This is a genomic window from Aquitalea sp., assembly GCF_030150775.1.
GTDB classification, from domain to species: domain Bacteria; phylum Pseudomonadota; class Gammaproteobacteria; order Burkholderiales; family Chromobacteriaceae; genus Aquitalea; species Aquitalea denitrificans.
In genome coordinates this window covers 231,245-249,132 of sequence record NZ_JASLFG010000003.1, presented here as the reverse complement: position 1 = coordinate 249,132, position 17,888 = coordinate 231,245, and the positions used below count along the sequence as shown (strand labels likewise).

The 17,888-nt window shown below is 59.3% G+C and carries 13 protein-coding genes; 12 read left to right on the top strand and 1 reads right to left on the bottom strand.

The genetic code is table 11. The annotated features are described in order from the left end of the window. Positions 1 to 28: 28 nt before the first annotated feature. Positions 29 to 1,708, bottom strand: a complete 1,680-nt coding sequence (locus QVF59_RS01905; protein ID WP_287877043.1) for a long-chain-fatty-acid--CoA ligase — start codon at positions 1,706 to 1,708, stop codon at positions 29 to 31. A gap of 308 nt (positions 1,709 to 2,016) precedes the next feature. On the opposite strand from QVF59_RS01905, the gene rimP reads away from it, so the two are divergent. From rimP to astB, 12 genes are all read left to right on the top strand, one after another. Further along, positions 2,017 to 2,445 carry a ribosome maturation factor RimP gene (gene rimP, locus QVF59_RS01900; protein ID WP_159875535.1) on the top strand — a complete coding sequence of 143 codons (429 nt, stop codon included), beginning with the start codon at positions 2,017 to 2,019 and terminating at the stop codon, positions 2,443 to 2,445. Between the two features lie 51 nt (positions 2,446 to 2,496). Next, positions 2,497 to 3,975, top strand: a complete 1,479-nt coding sequence (gene nusA, locus QVF59_RS01895) for a transcription termination factor NusA (protein ID WP_159875536.1) — start codon at positions 2,497 to 2,499, stop codon at positions 3,973 to 3,975. 39 nt (positions 3,976 to 4,014) lie between these two features. Continuing rightward, positions 4,015 to 6,966 carry a translation initiation factor IF-2 gene (infB, locus tag QVF59_RS01890; protein WP_287877040.1) on the top strand — a complete coding sequence of 984 codons (2,952 nt, stop codon included), beginning with the start codon at positions 4,015 to 4,017 and terminating at the stop codon, positions 6,964 to 6,966. 135 nt (positions 6,967 to 7,101) lie between these two features. Next, positions 7,102 to 7,527, top strand: coding sequence for a 30S ribosome-binding factor RbfA (gene rbfA, locus QVF59_RS01885; RefSeq protein ID WP_287877038.1), 426 nt, complete (start codon positions 7,102 to 7,104; stop codon positions 7,525 to 7,527). Beyond that, a complete protein-coding gene (gene truB, locus QVF59_RS01880) occupies positions 7,524 to 8,447 on the top strand; it encodes a tRNA pseudouridine(55) synthase TruB (RefSeq protein ID WP_287877036.1) in 924 nt (307 codons plus the stop codon). The genes rbfA and truB overlap by 4 nt, the downstream gene beginning before the upstream one ends. Before the next feature lie 80 nt (positions 8,448 to 8,527). Beyond that, positions 8,528 to 8,797, top strand: coding sequence for a 30S ribosomal protein S15 (gene rpsO, locus QVF59_RS01875; protein ID WP_159875540.1), 270 nt, complete (start codon positions 8,528 to 8,530; stop codon positions 8,795 to 8,797). Between the two features lie 182 nt (positions 8,798 to 8,979). Next, on the top strand, positions 8,980 to 11,127 hold the full coding sequence (gene pnp / locus QVF59_RS01870; protein ID WP_159875541.1) for a polyribonucleotide nucleotidyltransferase: 2,148 nt from the start codon (positions 8,980 to 8,982) through the stop codon (positions 11,125 to 11,127). Between the two features lie 404 nt (positions 11,128 to 11,531). After that, positions 11,532 to 12,746: an aspartate aminotransferase family protein gene (locus tag QVF59_RS01865; RefSeq protein ID WP_287877033.1), complete on the top strand. Its 1,215-nt coding sequence runs from the start codon at positions 11,532 to 11,534 to the stop codon at positions 12,744 to 12,746. A 109-nt stretch (positions 12,747 to 12,855) separates the two neighbouring features. After that, positions 12,856 to 13,875: an arginine/ornithine succinyltransferase subunit alpha gene (aruF, locus tag QVF59_RS01860; protein WP_159875543.1), complete on the top strand. Its 1,020-nt coding sequence runs from the start codon at positions 12,856 to 12,858 to the stop codon at positions 13,873 to 13,875. Positions 13,876 to 13,886: 11 nt separating this feature from the next. After that, positions 13,887 to 14,921 carry an arginine N-succinyltransferase gene (astA, locus tag QVF59_RS01855; RefSeq protein WP_159875544.1) on the top strand — a complete coding sequence of 345 codons (1,035 nt, stop codon included), beginning with the start codon at positions 13,887 to 13,889 and terminating at the stop codon, positions 14,919 to 14,921. Further along, a complete protein-coding gene (gene astD, locus QVF59_RS01850; RefSeq protein WP_287877030.1) occupies positions 14,918 to 16,378 on the top strand; it encodes a succinylglutamate-semialdehyde dehydrogenase in 1,461 nt (486 codons plus the stop codon). The genes astA and astD overlap by 4 nt, the downstream gene beginning before the upstream one ends. Beyond that, on the top strand, positions 16,375 to 17,721 hold the full coding sequence (gene astB / locus QVF59_RS01845) for an N-succinylarginine dihydrolase (protein ID WP_159875546.1): 1,347 nt from the start codon (positions 16,375 to 16,377) through the stop codon (positions 17,719 to 17,721). Before astD ends, astB begins: the two co-directional genes overlap by 4 nt. Positions 17,722 to 17,888 lie beyond the last annotated feature (167 nt).

Below are 17,888 nucleotides of genomic sequence, written 5' to 3'. Positions count from 1 at the left end.
GCTTGCGCGGGCTGTATCTGGTGATGAATCAGGCCTGTCTGGCGACTTCCTGGTCGCGCAGGGCGCGTCGCAGGATCTTGCCGACATTGGTCTTGGGGAGCTCGCTGCGGAACTCCACCATCTTGGGTACCTTATAGCCGGTGAGATTTTCGCGGCAGTGATGAATGATGTCCTTTTCCGTCAGGCTGTCATCCTTCTTCACCACGAATACCTTGACCACTTCGCCGGACTTGTCATCAGGAATGCCGATGCAGGCCACTTCCAGCACGCCGGGGTGGCTGGCAATCACGTCTTCCACCTCGTTGGGGTAGACATTGAAGCCGGACACCAGAATCATGTCCTTTTTGCGGTCCACCAGCTTTACAAAGCCTTCCGGTGTCACCATGGCCATGTCGCCGGTGGCCAGGAAGCCGCGTGCGTCGATCGCCTTGGCGGTTTCGTCAGGACGATTCCAGTAGCCCTTCATCACCTGCGGGCCCTTGATGCACAGCTCGCCCTGCTCGCCCTGTGGCAGGGCCTGGCCATCGGCCCCGCGGATTTCAATATCGGTGGACGGCACCGGCAGGCCGATGGTGCCGTTGTATTCTTTGATGTCCAGCGGATTGATGCAGGCTGCCGGGCTGGTTTCGGTCAGGCCGTAGGCTTCGGCCAGGGTGACGCCGGTCAACTGCTTCCACTTGTCGGCTACGGCTTTTTGCACCGCCATGCCGCCACCCAGTGCCAGGCGCCAGGTGGAGAAGTCCACGGTCTTGAATTCAGGATTGTTCAGCAGGGCATTGAACAGGGTGTTGACCCCGGTGATGGCGGTAACGCGGTATTTCTTGATTTCCTTGATGAAGCCCGGAATATCGCGCGGGTTGGTGATCAGCACATTCAGCGCGCCCAGCTCGGTAAAGATCATCAGGTTCGCCGTCAGCGAAAAGATGTGGTAGAGCGGCAAGGCGGTGATGATGATTTCTTGCCCCTCGCGTGCCACCGGTTTTACCCAGCTGCCGGCCTGCAGCATGTTGGCAATGATGTTGCGGTGAACCAGCATGGCACCCTTGGAAACCCCCGTCGTCCCACCTGTGTATTGCAGAAAGGCAATATCCTCATGGCCGATTTCCACCGGAACAAAGCGCTGGGCGGCACCGGCTGCCAGTACGTCGTTGAAGCGGATGTGGCCGGGGATGTTCCATGGTGGCACCATTTTTTTGATCTTGCGTACCACAAAGTTCACCAGTAGACGCTTGGGAAATCCCAGCATGTCACCGATGGATGCAACGATGACGTGCTTGATCCTGGTGCGCTTGATGACCTCCTCCAGCACGCCGGCAAAGTTTTCCAGGATGACGATGGTTTCCGCACCCGAATCATTCAACTGGTGTTCCAGTTCGCGCGGGGTGTACAGCGGGTTGACGTTGACCACGGTGCAGCCGGCGCGCAGTGTGCCAAATACAGCTACTGGATATTGCAGCAAATTGGGCATCATCACGGCCACGCGATCACCCTTGTGCAACTTGAGGGAGTTTTGCAGGTAGGACGCAAATTGTTCGGTTAGCGTTTGCAGCTCGCCATAGCGCAGGACCTTGTCCATATTGGCCATGGCAGGGCGGTCACGGAATTTGTGAACGCTGCGATCAAACACCTCGACAATCGACTGGAACTGATTGATGTCGATTTCATGTGCTACCCCCGGCTGATAATTCTTTAGCCAAACCTTTTCCATATGTAGGGTTTCTCCATCGTGCTGATACGAGAGTGCCGCGCCTGCAGCAAGTACGGTGGCGAGCATCTTCTATATAATTGTTTCTGAATTTTCGAACGGGCATTGCGCCCCTTCCTATATACCCGAACTCCGTCGGGTTGCGGCTAATTTACAGTATGTAAAAAACTCGCGCAAAGCGCAGGCCGCTGCATGCCGCCCTCGCGGATAGGGTCTTGACAGGCTTCGGTTTTCTTTTTTGCGGGAATGGGTTACAATCGCGATGTTTAGGGATGGGCGTTTCGCCCATTTTTTATTTGTGGAAAGAAGCAATGGATGTTCGTTTGCTGCTGGAAAACACCCTGCCAGGTCTAGGCTATGAGCTGGTCGATTTCGAAATGACCCAGGGTGGCGGTTATCGCGTGTTTATGGACAAGCCTGGTGGCATCACGGTTGAAGACTGTGTGCAGGTTAGTAACCACCTGACCCGTCTGTTCATGGTTGAAAACGTTAATTACGAACGGCTCGAGGTTTCCTCCCCGGGGCTGGATCGTCCTCTCAAGAAAGAGGCCGACTTCGTGCGCTTTGCCGGACAGCTTGCCAAAATCAAGACACGCATGCCGGTTGAGCAGCAAAAGAAGTTTGCCGGTCGTCTTGTCGGGGTTGAAGATGGCGCGGTCAAGCTGGAAGTGGATGGCGGCCGCATCGTGGCAATTGCCCTGACCAATATCGACAAAGCCAGGCTAGAGCCTGAGTTTTGAGCGTAGGCGAGGCCGCGTGCCGCGCACAAGGACAAAAATTCGGAGGAATGCATGAGTCGCGAGATTTTGCTGCTGGTTGATGCCCTGGCAAGCGAGAAGAATGTCAGCAAGGACGTGGTTTTTTCCGCCCTTGAAATGGCACTTGCTTCGGCAACCAAAAAGAAGTTTACCGATGACGAAATGGATGTGCGTGTCGAAATCGACCGTCACACCGGGCAGTATCAGACTTTCCGTCGCTGGACCGTGGTGCAGAACGAGCTGATCGAAAACGAAAGCCGTGAAGTAACCATCACCGACGCGCGCGATGATGATCCGCGCATCGAAGTCGGTGCCGTGATCGAGCAGCCGATGGAAGCAGTCGAGTTCGGCCGCATCGGTGCGCAGACTGCCAAGCAGGTCATCCTGCAGCGCATCCGTGATGCCGAGCGCGAACAACTGCTGAACGAATTCCTGCAGCGTCGTGAACATTTGATCACCGGCACCATCAAGCGCATCGAGCGTGGCAATGCCATCATCGAATGTGGCAAGCTGGAAGCCGTGCTGCCACGCGATCAGATGATTCCGAAGGAAAACCTGCGCGTGGGCGACCGCGTCAAGGCCTTCCTGCTGCGCATCGACCGCATGGGTCGTGGTCCGCAGCTGGTGCTGTCGCGTACTTCCAGCCAGTTCCTGATCAAGCTGTTTGAACTGGAAGTGCCGGAAATCGAAGAAGGCCTGCTGGAAATCAAGGAAGCAGTCCGCGATGCCGGTCTGCGCGCCAAGATTGCCGTCAAGGCCAATGATGCCCGCATCGACCCGCAAGGCACCTGCATCGGCATGCGCGGTTCCCGCGTACAGGCCGTTACCCAGGAACTGGCAGGCGAGCGCATCGACATCGTGCTGTGGGCACCGGAACCGGCGCAGTTCGTGATCAACGCACTGTCCCCGGCTGAAGTGAACCGCATCATGATCGACGAAGACAACCACAGCATGGACGTGGTAGTCGAGGAAGACCAGCTGGCTCTGGCCATTGGCCGCAGCGGCCAGAACGTGAAGCTCGCTGCCGAGCTGACCGGCTGGTACCTGAACATCATGACTGTGACCGAAGCGGAAGAGAAACACCAGGCGGAAGACGCGCAACTGCGCGATCTCTTCGTCACTCATCTGGGTGTGGATGAAGCTACGGCCACCGTGCTGGTACAGGAAGGTTTTGCCACCCTGGAAGAGGTGGCGTATGTGCCGATCGCCGAAATGCTGGAGATCGACGGTTTTGACGAGGAGTTGGTGAATGAACTGCGCAGCCGTGCACGTGACGCCATCCTCACTCAGGCCATTGCGTCCGAAGAGAAAGTCGAAGGTGTGTCCGAAGACCTGAAAGATATCGAAGGTCTGGATGCCGAACTGGTTCGCAAGTTGGCCGAGAACGGCGTGTCCACGCGGGATGATCTGGCCGATCTGGCTGTCGACGATCTGGTGGACATGACCGGCATTGAAGCTGAAGCTGCACGTGCAATCATCATGAAAGCGCGCGAACACTGGTTCAACCAGTAAGGCTTCTTCGGGAAGTATTTACGGAATTTGGGAAGACGCATGGTATTGACGAATGTAAAACAGTTTGCCGGTGAGCTGAACCTCACGCCTGAACGATTGCTGGAACAGCTTCGTGCGGCGGGTGTGTCCAAGCGCGCGCCGGATGATACGCTCTCTGAGCAGGATAAATCCCAGCTTCTTGACTACCTGAAGCGTTCGCATGGCGCCCGTGATGAGTCGCGTATTACGCTGACCCGCAAGTCCACCAGTGAAATCAAGACCGCAGACGGTGGTACGGTAAAGGTAGAGACGCGCAAGAAGCGTGTTGTGGTTCGCCCGGAAGATGGCCCGGCTCCGGCAGCAGAAGCTGTCGCAGCTGCCCCGGCACCTGCTGCTCCGGTGACCAAGCCTGTTGAAGCTGTTTCTGCCCCTGCTCCGGCGGCAGAAACCAAGCCGGTTGAAGTTAAACCGGAAGCAAAGCCGGAACCGCAAGCAAAGGTTGAACCCAAGGTGGAATCCAAGCCCGCCGCACCGGTAGCTCCGGTAGCGGAAGCCCCGGCCAAGGAAGCTGCACCTGCTGCCAAGCCGGCCCCGGCTCCGGTACGCACCGTGGCCTCTATTCTGTCGCCGGAAGAAGTAGCCTCCCGCGAAGCGGAAGAAAAGCGTCAGGCTGCTTTCCGTGCCCGTCAGCAAGAGCTGATGCGCGAAAAGATCGAACGCGAAGAGCGCCGTCAGGCTGCTCGTCTGGCTGCCCAGCAACCGGCACCGGCACCGGCTCCCAAGCCGGTGGAAGCGCCGAAGCCGGTTGAAGCGCGCAGCGAAGAGCGCCGTGATGAACGTGGTCCGCGTCCCGCTGGTGACAACCGTGGCCCGCGCCCGGCTGGTGACAACCGTGGTCCGCGTCCGGCTGGCGACAACCGTGGCCCGCGCCCGGCTGGCGACAACCGTGGCCCGCGTCCGGCGGCTGGCGACAACCGTGGCCCGCGCCCGGCTGGTGACAACCGTGGTCCGCGTCCGGCTGCTGCCGGTGCACCGGGTGCCCCCGCTGTTCCGGCTACCGTGGCTGGCCGTCCTGATGCCAAGAAGGGTGGCGTCAAGAAGGGCAATGAGCGCTGGGAAGAAGGCAAGAAGGGCCGTGGTCTGAAGACCAAGGGCGGCGATGCCGGCAGCGACTGGAAATCCCGCGGCGGCAAGGGCAAGCACAAGCAGAACAACCAGCATGCCTTCCAGGCTCCGACCGAGCCCATCGTGCATGACGTGCTGGTGCCGGAAACCATCTCCGTAGCCGATCTGGCTCACCGCATGGCCGTCAAGGGCGTTGAGGTGATCAAGGTCCTGATGAAGATGGGCATGATGGTCACCATCAACCAGGTGCTGGACCAGGAAACCGCCATGATCGTGGTGGAAGAAATGGGCCACAAGCCGCGTGCGGCACAGGCGGACGATCCGGAAGCCTACCTGGAAAAGCCGGAAGGCGAAGAAGTGGAAGTGGCTGTACAGCCGCGTCCGCCGGTGGTCACCGTGATGGGTCACGTCGACCACGGCAAGACCTCGCTGCTGGACTACATCCGTCGCGCCAAGGTGGCTGCGGGCGAAGCCGGCGGCATTACCCAGCATATCGGTGCCTACCACGTGGAAACCCCGCGCGGCATGATCACCTTCCTGGATACCCCGGGTCATGAAGCGTTTACCGCCATGCGTGCCCGTGGTGCCAAGGCCACTGACATTGTGGTGCTGGTGGTGGCTGCCGACGACGGCGTGATGCCGCAAACCATCGAAGCCATTCACCATGCCAAGGCTGCCAAGGTGCCGATGGTGGTAGCGGTCAACAAGATCGACAAGATGGGTGCCAATGTAGAACGCATCCGTCAGGAACTGGTTTCGCACGAAGTGGTGCCGGAAGACTGGGGTGGCGATACCCAGTTCATCGAAGTCTCTGCCAAGCAGGGCACCAATATCGATGCGCTGCTGGAAGCCATCCTGCTGCAGGCTGAAGTGCTGGAGTTGAATGCACCGATCGAAGCCCCGGCCAAGGGCATCATCGTGGAAGCCCGTCTGGACAAGGGCCGTGGCCCGGTTGCCACGCTGCTGGTTCAGTCCGGCACCCTGAAGAAGGGCGATGTGGTATTGGCTGGTACGGCATTTGGTCGCGTTCGCGCCATGATGGACGAAAACGGCAAGGCTATCGACACTGCTGGTCCGGCTATCCCGGTAGAGATTCTGGGTCTGTCTGACGTGCCGCAAGCCGGTGAAGATGCCATGGTGCTGACCGACGAACGCAAGGCGCGTGAAATCGCCCTGTTCCGTGCCGGCAAGTTCCGTGATGTCCGTCTGGCCAAGCAGCAGGCCGCCAAGCTGGAAAACATGTTTGCCCAGATGGCCGATGGCAGTGGCGAGGTGCAAACCTTGTCCATCATCATCAAGGCCGATGTGCAGGGTTCTTACGAAGCCCTGGCCGGCAGCCTGCAGAAGCTGTCCACCGACGAAGTGCGCGTCAGCATCCTGCACTCCGGCGTGGGTGGTATCTCGGAATCGGACATCAACCTGGCGATCGCCTCCAAGGCCATCGTGATCGGCTTCAACACCCGCTCCGATGCTGCCGCGCGCAAGCTGGCCGAGAACGAAGGCGTGGACATCCGTTACTACAGCATCATCTACGATGCCGTGGACGAAGTGAAAGCAGCCTTGTCCGGCATGCTGGCACCGGAGAAGAAGGAACAGATCCTGGGTACCGTCGAGATCCGTCAGGTGATCCCGGTGTCGAAGGTAGGCAATATTGCAGGTTGTATGGTGACCGACGGTCTGATCAAGCGTACTGCTTCGATCCGTCTGATCCGCAATCACGTGGTGGTGCATACCGGCGAACTGGACTCGCTCAAGCGCTTCAAGGACGACGTGAAGGAAGTGAAGCAGGGTTACGAATGTGGCCTGATGCTGAAGAACTTCAACGACATCCAGGAAGGCGACCAACTGGAAGCTTTCGAAATCGTGGAAGTGGCTCGCTCGCTGTAAGCGGCGGCTCCCCGGCGGGCGCGCTTCGAGCTCAGGCTCGAAGGCGCTCGCCTTTTGCATTCAAAGCGGCTGACACAAGGCCGGGCATTTGCCCGGCTGGCTGTTGGCCGCTTTTATACCGACAGGATGGAAATCATGGCCAAAGCCAGAAAAGGTTTCTCCCGCGCCGACCGTATTGCTGAGCAGATTCAGCGCGAGTTGGCCGAACTGGTCCGTACCGGTCTGAAAGACCCGCGCGTGGGCTGGATCACCATTACCGCCGTGCAGGTGACGCGTGACTACTCGCACGCCAAGGTGTTCTACACCGTCATGGATGAAAAGACGCGCGAAGTCAGCCAGGAAGCGCTGGAGCACTCCGCCGGTTTCCTGCGTTCCGAACTGGGTCGCAGCATCAAGATGTTCACCACGCCGCAGTTGCACTTTGTCTACGACGAGTCGGTATCGCGCGGCATGCACATGACCAGCCTGATCAATCAGGTGGCAAAGGAAGACGCCGAGAAATTCGGTGCCGGTGATGCTGATGTTGCATCGACAGCTGATGACGAGGGTGGCGCCGAATGAGCAAGCCGCGCAGCAACCGCCGCCAGATTGATGGCGTGCTGCTGATCGACAAGCCCTACGACATTTCCAGTAATAACGCGCTGCAAAAGGCGCGCTGGTTGCTCAATGCCGCCAAGGCCGGCCATACCGGCGTGCTGGACCCCTTGGCCACCGGCTTGTTGCCGATGTGTCTGGGGGAGGCCACCAAGTTTTCCTCCTATCTGCTGGATGCCGACAAGGGCTATCGTGCTACTGTGCGTTTTGGCGCAGCCACCAGCACCGGCGACATCGAGGGTGAGGTGGTGCGGGAATGCCCGATTGCCTTTGATGAAGCCGGCCTGCTACAAGTGATGCAGCAGTTTGTTGGTGAAGTCAGCCAGGTGCCGCCGATGTATTCGGCGCTCAAGCATCAGGGCAAACCGTTGTATGAATATGCCCGCGAAGGCATTGAAATTCATCGCGAGCCACGCCGCATCACCATCCACTCGCTCAAGCTAATCAGCTTTGATGGCGTGGAAGCGGTGATCGACGTGTTGTGCAGCAAGGGCACGTATATCCGCACCTTGGCGGAAGACATTGCCATTGCGCTGGATTGCGCTGCTCATCTGACCGGTTTGCGCCGCACCACTACCGGTGGCTTCCAGTTGTCCGAGGCCCATACCCTGGCCGATGTGGAGGCGCTGGACATGGCCGGGCGCGAAGCGCTGCTGTTGCCGGTCGACGTATTGGTGCAACACTTTCCGGTGCATACGCTGGATGCAGCCAGCGTGGCGCGTTTTATTCACGGACAGGCCGTGCGTTTTGCCGGTGAGTGTGCGAGAATGACGCGCTTTCGTGTTTACAGCGATGTAAATGCGGAGTTTCTGGGTCTGGCCGAGCTGCGGGATGATGACATGCTGCACCCGATCAGACTCCTGGCTGTCAAACAGACAGCCTGCTAGCGAAGTGCGGATGGGTTGGGCAACCGGCTCGCTGCACTTGTCGGATCGCAAGATCCTTACCTGATTTGGAGTTACCCAAAATGGCAATGACCGCCGCCCAAAAAGCAGACATCGTTAAAAGCTTCCAACACAAGGAAGGCGATACCGGTTCGTCCGAAGTGCAAGTTGCACTGCTGACCGCTCGTATCAACGACCTGACCCCGCACTTCAAAGCCAATACAAAAGACCACCACAGCCGTCGTGGCCTGCTGAAGATGGTGAGCCGTCGTCGTCGTCTGCTTGACTACCTCAAGCGTACCGATGCTGACAGCTACCGCGCTCTGATTGCCCGTCTGGGTCTGCGCAAGTAATTGGTTCAGGTTTGAAAAAGTCGCAGCTGGTCTGCGACTTTTTCACGCTGGCCTTCAAGCACGCTGTATTACTGTGACAACGGGGGGAGCCTCTAGAAATTTTGATCGATACCGGTCCGAATTTTTAGGGGTTCCCGTTGTGTTTTCAGCTTGAAAAAACATTTTTGACTAAGGGATGCCCTGTGTTCAATAAAATCACCAAATCGTTTCAGTATGGTAACCAGACCGTTACCCTGGAAACCGGCGAAGTAGCGCGCCAGGCTTCCGGCTCCGTTATTGTTTCCGTTGATGAAACCGTGGTTCTGGTTGCCGTTGTCGGCGGCAAGAACGTCAAGCCGGGTCAGGACTTCTTCCCGCTGACCGTAGACTACCTGGAGCGTACCTACGCTGCCGGTAAAATCCCGGGTGGCTTCTTCAAGCGCGAAGGCAAGCAATCCGAGAAGGAAGTGCTGACCAGCCGCCTGATCGACCGTCCGATCCGTCCGCTGTTCCCGGAAGGCTTCTACCACGACGTACAGATCGTGGCCACCGTGCTGTCGCTGAATCCGGAAGTGGATTCCGACATCCCGGCCATGATCGGTGCTTCCGCTGCACTGGCCATCTCCGGCCTGCCGTTTGCCGGCCCGATCGGTGCTGCCCGCGTGGGCTACGCCAATGGCGAATACATCCTGAACCCGACCAAGACCGAACTGTCCACTTCCGAAATGGATCTGGTGGTTGCCGGTACCGAACGCGCCGTGCTGATGGTGGAATCGGAAGCCAAGGAACTGGCCGAGTCCGTGATGCTGGGTGCCGTGGTATTTGGTCACGAGCAGATGCAGTCCGCCATCAAGGCCATCAACGAACTGGCCGACGAAGTGAATCCGGTGATGTTTGACTGGGCCGCTCCGGTACAGAACGAAGAGCTGATCGCCCAGGTACGCGGCATTGCCGGTGCCAAGCTGGCTGATGCCTTCCGCCTGCGTCAGAAGCAAGCCCGTACCGTGGCCATCAACGAAGCCTGGAGCGACGTGAAGGCTGCGCTGATCAATGAAGAAACCGACACCCTGAAAGCCAACGAGATCAAGGGCATCTTCAAGGGGCTGGAAGCTGAAATCGTCCGTGGTCAGATTCTGGCTGGCGAACCGCGTATTGATGGTCGCGACACCCGCACCGTGCGTCCGATCAGCATTCGCAGCAACGTACTGCCGCGCACCCACGGTTCCGCCCTGTTTACCCGTGGCGAAACCCAGGGCCTGGTGGTAACCACTCTCGGCACCAAGCAGGACGAGCAGATCATCGACGCGCTGGCCGGTGAGTACACCGAACGCTTCATGCTGCATTACAACTTCCCGCCGTACTCCACCGGTGAAGCCGGCCGCATGGGCCCGCCGAAGCGTCGTGAAATCGGCCACGGTCGTCTGGCCAAGCGCGCGCTGATCGCCGTACTGCCGCCGGAAACCGAATTCGGTTACTCCATGCGTGTGGTGTCGGAAATCACCGAATCCAACGGTTCCTCCTCCATGGCTTCCGTTTGCGGTGGTTGCCTGTCGCTGCTGTCCGCCGGTGTACCGCTGAAGGCCCACGTGGCCGGTATCGCCATGGGTCTGATCCTGGAAGGCAACCGCTTTGCCGTGCTGACCGACATCCTGGGTGATGAAGATCACCTGGGTGACATGGACTTCAAGGTGGCCGGTACTGCCGAAGGCATCACCGCCCTGCAGATGGACATCAAGATCCAGGGCATCACCAAGGAAATCATGCAGGTTGCCCTGGCGCAAGCCAAGGAAGGCCGTCAGCATATCCTGGGCCTGATGAAGGAAGCCGTGGATGGCCCGCAAGAGCTGTCCGCCCATGCTCCGCGTCTGTACGTGATGAAGATCAATCCGGAAAAAATCCGTGACGTGATCGGCAAGGGCGGCGAAACCATCCGCTCCATCACCAAGGATACCGGCACCGAGATCAATATCGAGGAAGATGGCACCATCACCATCGCCTCCATCTCCGGTGAAGGCGCCGAGGCTGCCAAGAAGCGTATCGAAGAAATCACCGTTGAAGTTGAAGTGGGCAAGATCTACGAAGGTACCGTAGTGAAGATCCTCGACAACAACGTCGGTGCCATCGTTTCCATCCTGCCGGGCAAGGATGGTCTGGTACACATTTCCCAGATCGCCAACGAGCGCATCAAGAATGTGTCCGACTACCTGAAGGAAGGCCAGATCGTTAAGGTCAAGGCCATCGAAATGGACGATCGCGGTCGCATCCGTCTGTCCATCAAGGCTCTGCTGGAAGATGAATCCAAGGTAGCGCGCGAAACCGCCGACGCCTTTGGCCTGAAGACCCAGCAGTAATCACCGGCCTGCCGGTAAGTCAGAAAGCCCGCAGCGATGCGGGCTTTTTTGCTTTCTGCAGCATCGGCGGGCAGGGGCGTGTAGTGTGATCTGATGTACCGAAAGGGGTGGAGTGGATGTCGCGATTGCGGCGTGCTGGTGGCCCGCACGATAGTCTTTTTGCGCTGATTTCTTGCCTATTGTGCCGGCTTGTTGTGCAAGATGTTGAAAGTAAAGATAAATATTGCGGATTGGCGGGTTTGAGATAGGTCAAGTAATTTTATAAGCTGATGTCGCAAACCGGATATGGGATCGTCGGAAGATTCGATTAGAATCATTTCAAGCGTATTAAATCATAACAATGCCGTTTACTGCCCCGGACAGCAGGCAGAAACGGAGGACCAAGCAGGAAGGAAACTAAAAAGATGAGCAATTCGATCACCCGCGCTGATTTCGACCAGGTCATGGTCCCCAACTACGGCCCGGCAGCATTTATTCCGGTCAAGGGTCTGGGTTCGCGTGTCTGGGATCAGGATGGTCGCGAATTCATTGATCTGGCCGGTGGTATCGCCGTGAATTCGCTGGGCCATTGCCACCCGCAACTGGTGGCTGCGCTGACCGAACAGGCTGGCAAGCTGTGGCATGTATCCAATGTGTTTACCAACGAGCCGGTACTGAAGCTGGCCCATGCGCTGACTGCGGCCACCTTTGCCGACCGTGCCTTCTTCTGCAACTCCGGTGCCGAGGCCAATGAAGCCTGCTTCAAGCTGGCACGCAAATACGCTGCCGATCATTTCGGCGCGGACAAGAACGAAATCATCTCCTGCAAGAACTCCTTCCACGGTCGTACCCTGTTCACCGTGAGCGTGGGTGGTCAGCCCAAGTACACCGAGGGCTTTGCTCCGGTTCCGGCTGGCATCCACCATTTCGAGTTCAACAATATCGATTCCCTCAAGGCCGCCATCAGCGACCGCACCTGCGCCGTGGTCATCGAGCCGGTACAGGGTGAGGGTGGCGTGCTGCCGGCTGACAAGGCCTTCCTGCAAGCCGCACGCGAACTGTGCGACCAGCACAATGCCTTGCTGATTTTCGATGAAGTACAAACCGGCGTGGGCCGTACCGGCTCGCTGTATGCCTATCAGGAATATGGCGTCACCCCGGACATCTTGTCCAGCGCCAAAGCTCTGGGTGGTGGCTTTCCCATCGGGGCGATGCTGACCACCGACAAGATCGCCAAGAGCTTCTCGGTCGGCACTCACGGAACCACTTATGGTGGCAATCCGCTGGCGTCCGCAGTAGCCCTCAAGGTCATCGAAATCGTCAATACCCCGGAAGTGCTGGCCGGTGTGCGTGCCAAGAGCCAGCGTCTGCGCGATGGCCTGAACGCCATCAATGACAAGTACAAGGTATTCAAGGAAGTGCGCGGCATGGGCCTGCTGCTGGGTTGCGTGCTGAGCGACGACTTTGCCGGCCGTGCCAAGGACTTCATCACCGCTGCTGCCAAGCATCAGCTGCTGCTGCTGGTTGCCGGTGTCAATGTCGTGCGCCTGGCACCTTCGCTGGTGGTGGAAGAGCGTGACATCGACGAAGCCCTGCAGCGTTTCGATGCTGCTGTAGCCGAACTCGTCGCCGCCAAGTAAGCCCCCGTTTTTTCTGCAAGAGACACCACAGCCCGGCCTTGCCGTGGCTGTGGGTACGGCTGCGCCCGCGAAACGGCGCAGCGGCTTACCCCCCAGAGGGAGGTTACCCATGTTTATCGTGCGCCCCGTCCGTACAGCCGACTTGCCCGCCATCGAAAGAATGGCTGTTGCCAGCGGTATCGGAGTGACCAGCCTGCCCAATAATCGGGACAAGCTGTTCGAACGCATCCAGCAGTCTTCATCGTCGTTCGAGTTTGAAGCCACCGCCGAAACCGGCAGCGAATATTATATGTTCGTGCTGGAATCCGCTGGCGAGGTGGTTGGCACCGCCTCCATCAGCGCCTGTGCCGGTTTTGACGAGCCCTTCTACAGCTACCGTAGCGAAACCTTTGTGCATGCCTCGCGCACCCTCAAGGTGAACAACCGCGTGCATGTGCTCAATATCTGCCACGACCTCACCGGCATGGTGCAGCTGTGCGGTTTCTATGCCGATGCCGTACTGGAACCGCTGGCCGCCGAGCTGTTGTCACGGGCGCGTTTGCTGTTCATCGCCTCGGCGCGTGAGCGCTTTGGCCGCCGCATCATTGCCGAAATGCAGGGCATTCATGACGATGCCGGCCAGTCGCCGTTCTGGAACGCCATTGGCCGTCGTTTCTTCAATATGGATTTCCTGCAGGTCGAGCAGGCCTTTGTCGGCCACAGCAAAACCTTTATCGCCGAGCTGATGCCCAGCTATCCCATCTACGTGCCCTTGCTGCCGGATGAGGCGCAGAACGCCATTGGCCAGATTCACGCCAATTTCGAGCGTCCCTGCCGCTTGCTGACCACCGAAGGTTTCGAGGCCGACAACTACATCGACATCTTCGATGGCGGTGCGGTGCTGACTGCCGAGCTGGATAGACTGCAAACGCTGGAGCGCAATCGTTGCCACCCGGTGGAAGTGTCAGCCAGCTTGCCGGCCCAGGCCAACCTGCAATTGGTGTGTAACCTGCAGGTGGGCGACTTTGTTGCCGCCGCCATCCGCGTGGCCATTGTCGACGGCGTGGCCTTCATTAATCCGGATGCCGCGCAGGCGCTGGGTGTAAGCAGTGGCGACACCGTGCGTGTGGTCGGCTTGCAGCAAGGCTGAGGAGAAACAGCATGATGATTATCCGTCCGATCGCACACAGCGATCTGCCCGGCCTGATGAATCTGGCGCGTAGTGCCGGTGTGGGTCTTACCTCGCTGCCGGTAAATGAAGACCGCTTGGCGCGTCGCATCAGCCGCTCGGTATTGTCCTTTGCCGGCGAGCTGGACCGCGCCGATCAGGGCTATGTGTTCGTGCTGGAAGACAGCGAAACCGGCCAGGTTGGCGGCATCTGCGCACTGGAAGCCGCCGTCGGCCTGAAAGAGCCCTGGTACAACTATCGCGTGGGCACCATCGTCCATGCTTCGGACGAGTTGGGCGTGTATTCGCGTCACGAAACCCTGTTCCTGTCCAATGACCATACCGGTTATTCCGAGCTGTGCACCTTGTTCCTGCACCCGGATTTCCGTGCTAACCGCAACGGCGGCCTGCTGTCGAAAAGCCGCTTCCTGTTTCTGGCGCAATTCCCGCAGCTGTTCGGCAAGACCGTGGTGGCGGAGATGCGTGGAGTATCCGATGCCGATGGCCGCTCGCCCTTCTGGGAGGGGCTGGGCCGTCATTTCTTCTCCATCGACTTTGCCGAGGCGGATTACCTCACTGGCGTCGGTCAGAAGGCCTTTGTCGCCGAACTGATGCCCAAGCATCCGGTATATGTGGATTTCCTGCCGGCAGATGCCCAGGCGGTGATCGGCAAGACCCACGACAACACCCGCCCGGCCGTGGCCATGCTGGAATCCGAAGGCTTCCGCTACGAAGGTTATGTCGACATTTTCGATGCCGGTCCTACCGTGCAGGCCTATACCAGCGAGATTCGTGCGGTGAAGGAAAGCCGTACCGTGGCGGTGCGGCTGGCCGACCCGCTGCCGGAAGGCGAGCGTTGCCACTATCTGGTATCCAATGAATCGCTGACCGGTTTCCGGGTGATTCTGGCTGACGCCCCGGCCCCCACCCATGAATTCTGCCTGACGCCGGAACAGGCGCAGGCCCTGAATGTGCAGCAAGGCGAACACGTGCGCTGCGTGGCGCTGTCGCCCAAGGAGAAAGCATGAGCACCCTGTTTATCAATGGTGAATGGCTGGCCGGCGCCGGCGCAGCCATGAGCAAGACCAATCCGGCCACTGCCCAAGTCATCTGGCAAGGGCAGGGCGCTGATGCGGCGCAGGTTGATCAGGCTGTTGTTGTGGCGCGCCAGGCTTTCAAGGGCTGGGCACGCACGACGCTGGATGAACGCATTGCCATCGCCCGTCGTTTTGGCGAGCTGCTGACTACCAACAAGGACGCACTGGCCACCATTATTGCCAAGGAAACCGGCAAGCCGATGTGGGAAGCGCTGACCGAAGTCACCACCATGGTCAACAAGGTGGAGATTTCGGTGAAGTCCTATAACGAGCGTACTGGCGAGCGCGCCGCGACCATGGGCGATGCCCAGGCGGTGCTGCGCCACAAGCCGCATGGCGTGGTGGCCGTGTTCGGCCCGTATAATTTCCCCGGCCATTTGCCGAATGGCCATATTGTACCGGCGCTGCTGGCGGGTAACTGCGTACTGTTCAAACCGTCGGAACTGACACCGTGGACCGCGCAGGAAACGGTACGCCTGTGGGCCGAAGCCGGCTTGCCGGCCGGGGTGATTGCCCTGCTGCAAGGTGCGCGTGAAACCGGCATCGCCCTGGCAGGCCACAAGGGCATCGACGGCCTGTTCTTTACCGGCAGCTCGGCTACGGGCGAACTGCTGCACCGCAATTTCGGTGGTCAGCCGGACAAGATCGTGGCGCTGGAAATGGGCGGCAACAATCCGCTGATCGTGGAAGACGTGGCCGATATCGATGCCGCCGTGCACCACATCGTCCAGTCCGCATTCGTGTCGGCCGGCCAACGCTGCACTTGCGCGCGTCGCCTGCTGCTGCCGCAAGGGGCGTGGGGCGATGCGCTGCTGGCCCGATTGGTTGAAGTCACCGCCAAGCTGAAAGTGGGGCAGTACGACGAGCAACCGGCACCGTTCATGGGGGCGGTGATTTCCAATGCTGCTGCCGAAGCCCTGCTCAAGGCACAGGCCTGGCTGCTGGACAACGGCGGCAAGAGCCTGCTGGAAATGCGCCGCCTGACACCGGATGCCGCCATCCTGTCGCCCGGCATCATCGACAGCACCGCGGTGGATCGCCCGGATGAAGAGTTCTTCGGCCCGCTGCTGCAAGTCATCCGCTATGCCGACTTTGACGAAGCCATCGCCATCGCCAACGACACCCGCTTTGGCCTGGCTGGCGGTGTGCTGTCGGATAGCCGCGCGCTGTACGAACGCTATCTGCTGGAAAGCCGTGCCGGCGTGGTCAACTGGAACAAGCCGCTGACCGGTGCTTCCAGTGCTGCCCCGTTTGGTGGCATCGGTGCCTCTGGCAACCATCGCCCCAGCGCCTACTATGCCGCGGATTACTGCGCTTACCCGGTGGCTTCGCTGGAGTGCGACAGCCTGACCGTGCCTGCCCAACTTTCTCCGGGGATTACACTGTGAACGCCTATGAAGTGAATTTTGACGGCCTGGTTGGGCCGACGCACAACTACAGTGGCCTGTCCTTTGGCAATGTGGCGTCCACCAGCAATACCAAGGCGGTGTCCAATCCCAGACTGGCTGCTAAGCAAGGCCTGGCCAAGATGAAGGCGCTGCACGATCTGGGTTTCAAGCAGGGCGTGCTGGCCCCGCACGAGCGCCCGGACGTGGCCAGCCTGCGCCGCCTGGGTTTCTCTGGCACCGACGGCGAAGTGGTGGCCCGCGCCGCCAAGGAAGCCCCGGCCATTCTGGCAGCAGCCTCGTCGGCTTCCTGCATGTGGACGGCCAATGCGGCCACGGTCAGCCCGTCTGGCGATACCGCGGACAAACGCGTGCACTTTACCCCGGCCAATCTGAACAACAAATTCCACCGTTCGATCGAGCATCCGACCACCCGCCGCTTGCTGCAGGCCATGTTTGCCGATGAGCAGCATTTCATGGTGCATGAGGCGCTGCCGGCGCAGATGCACTTTGGTGATGAAGGCGCGGCCAACCATACCCGTTTCTGTGCGGAATATGATGGTGCCGGGGTGGAGTTCTTTGTGTTTGGCGCAGCGGCATTCGATGGCCGCTACCCGGCACCGCAGCGCTTCCCGGCGCGGCAGACGCTGGAAGCCTGCCAGGCGGTGGCGCGCCTGCATGGTTTGTCCGAATCCGGCGTGGTCTATGCCCAGCAGGACCCGGCCACCATCGATGCCGGTGTGTTCCACAATGACGTGATTTCTGTGGGCAACCGCAATGTGCTGTTCCATCATGAAAAGTCCTTCCTGGAACAGGGCAGGGTGCTGGATGAACTGTCGCGCAAGCTGGCAGCTGCGGGTGGGACGTTTATCCCGGTGGAAGTGCCGGATGCTGAAGTGAGCGTGGCCGAGGCGGTAAAGAGCTATCTGTTCAACAGCCAACTGCTGTCCAAGCCGGATGGCAGCATGATCATCGTGGTGCCGGAAGAGTGCCGCAACGTCGAGCGCGTGTGGAGCTATCTGCAAAAGATGAGCAGCAGCGGTGGCCCGATCAACGAAATCCGCGTATTCGACCTCAAGCAGTCGATGCAGAATGGCGGCGGCCCGGCTTGCCTGCGCTTGCGGGTGGCGATGTCGGCCAGCGAGATTGCCGCAGTCAACCAGGGCGTGCTGATGAGCGATGATCTGTTCGCGACGCTGAACGCCTGGGTGGAACGGCATTACCGCGATCGCCTGAGTGCGGATGATTTGGCCGACCCCTTGCTGCTGGACGAATGCCGCACGGCGCTGGACGAGCTGACGCGCATCATGCGGCTGGGTGCGGTTTATCCCTTTCAACTGAGTTAGCGTGATGAACTGGCAGACAGAGCAAGGACGTGTCCCCGATGCATTCTGCCTGCATGTCAGTACGCCAAGTACAAAAGCCACCTGCGGGTGGCTTTTGTACTGTTATGGGGCAGGCCGTTGAATTTTGCTGCATTGTGGGGCAATAACTAGGAATTCCGTCATGAAAA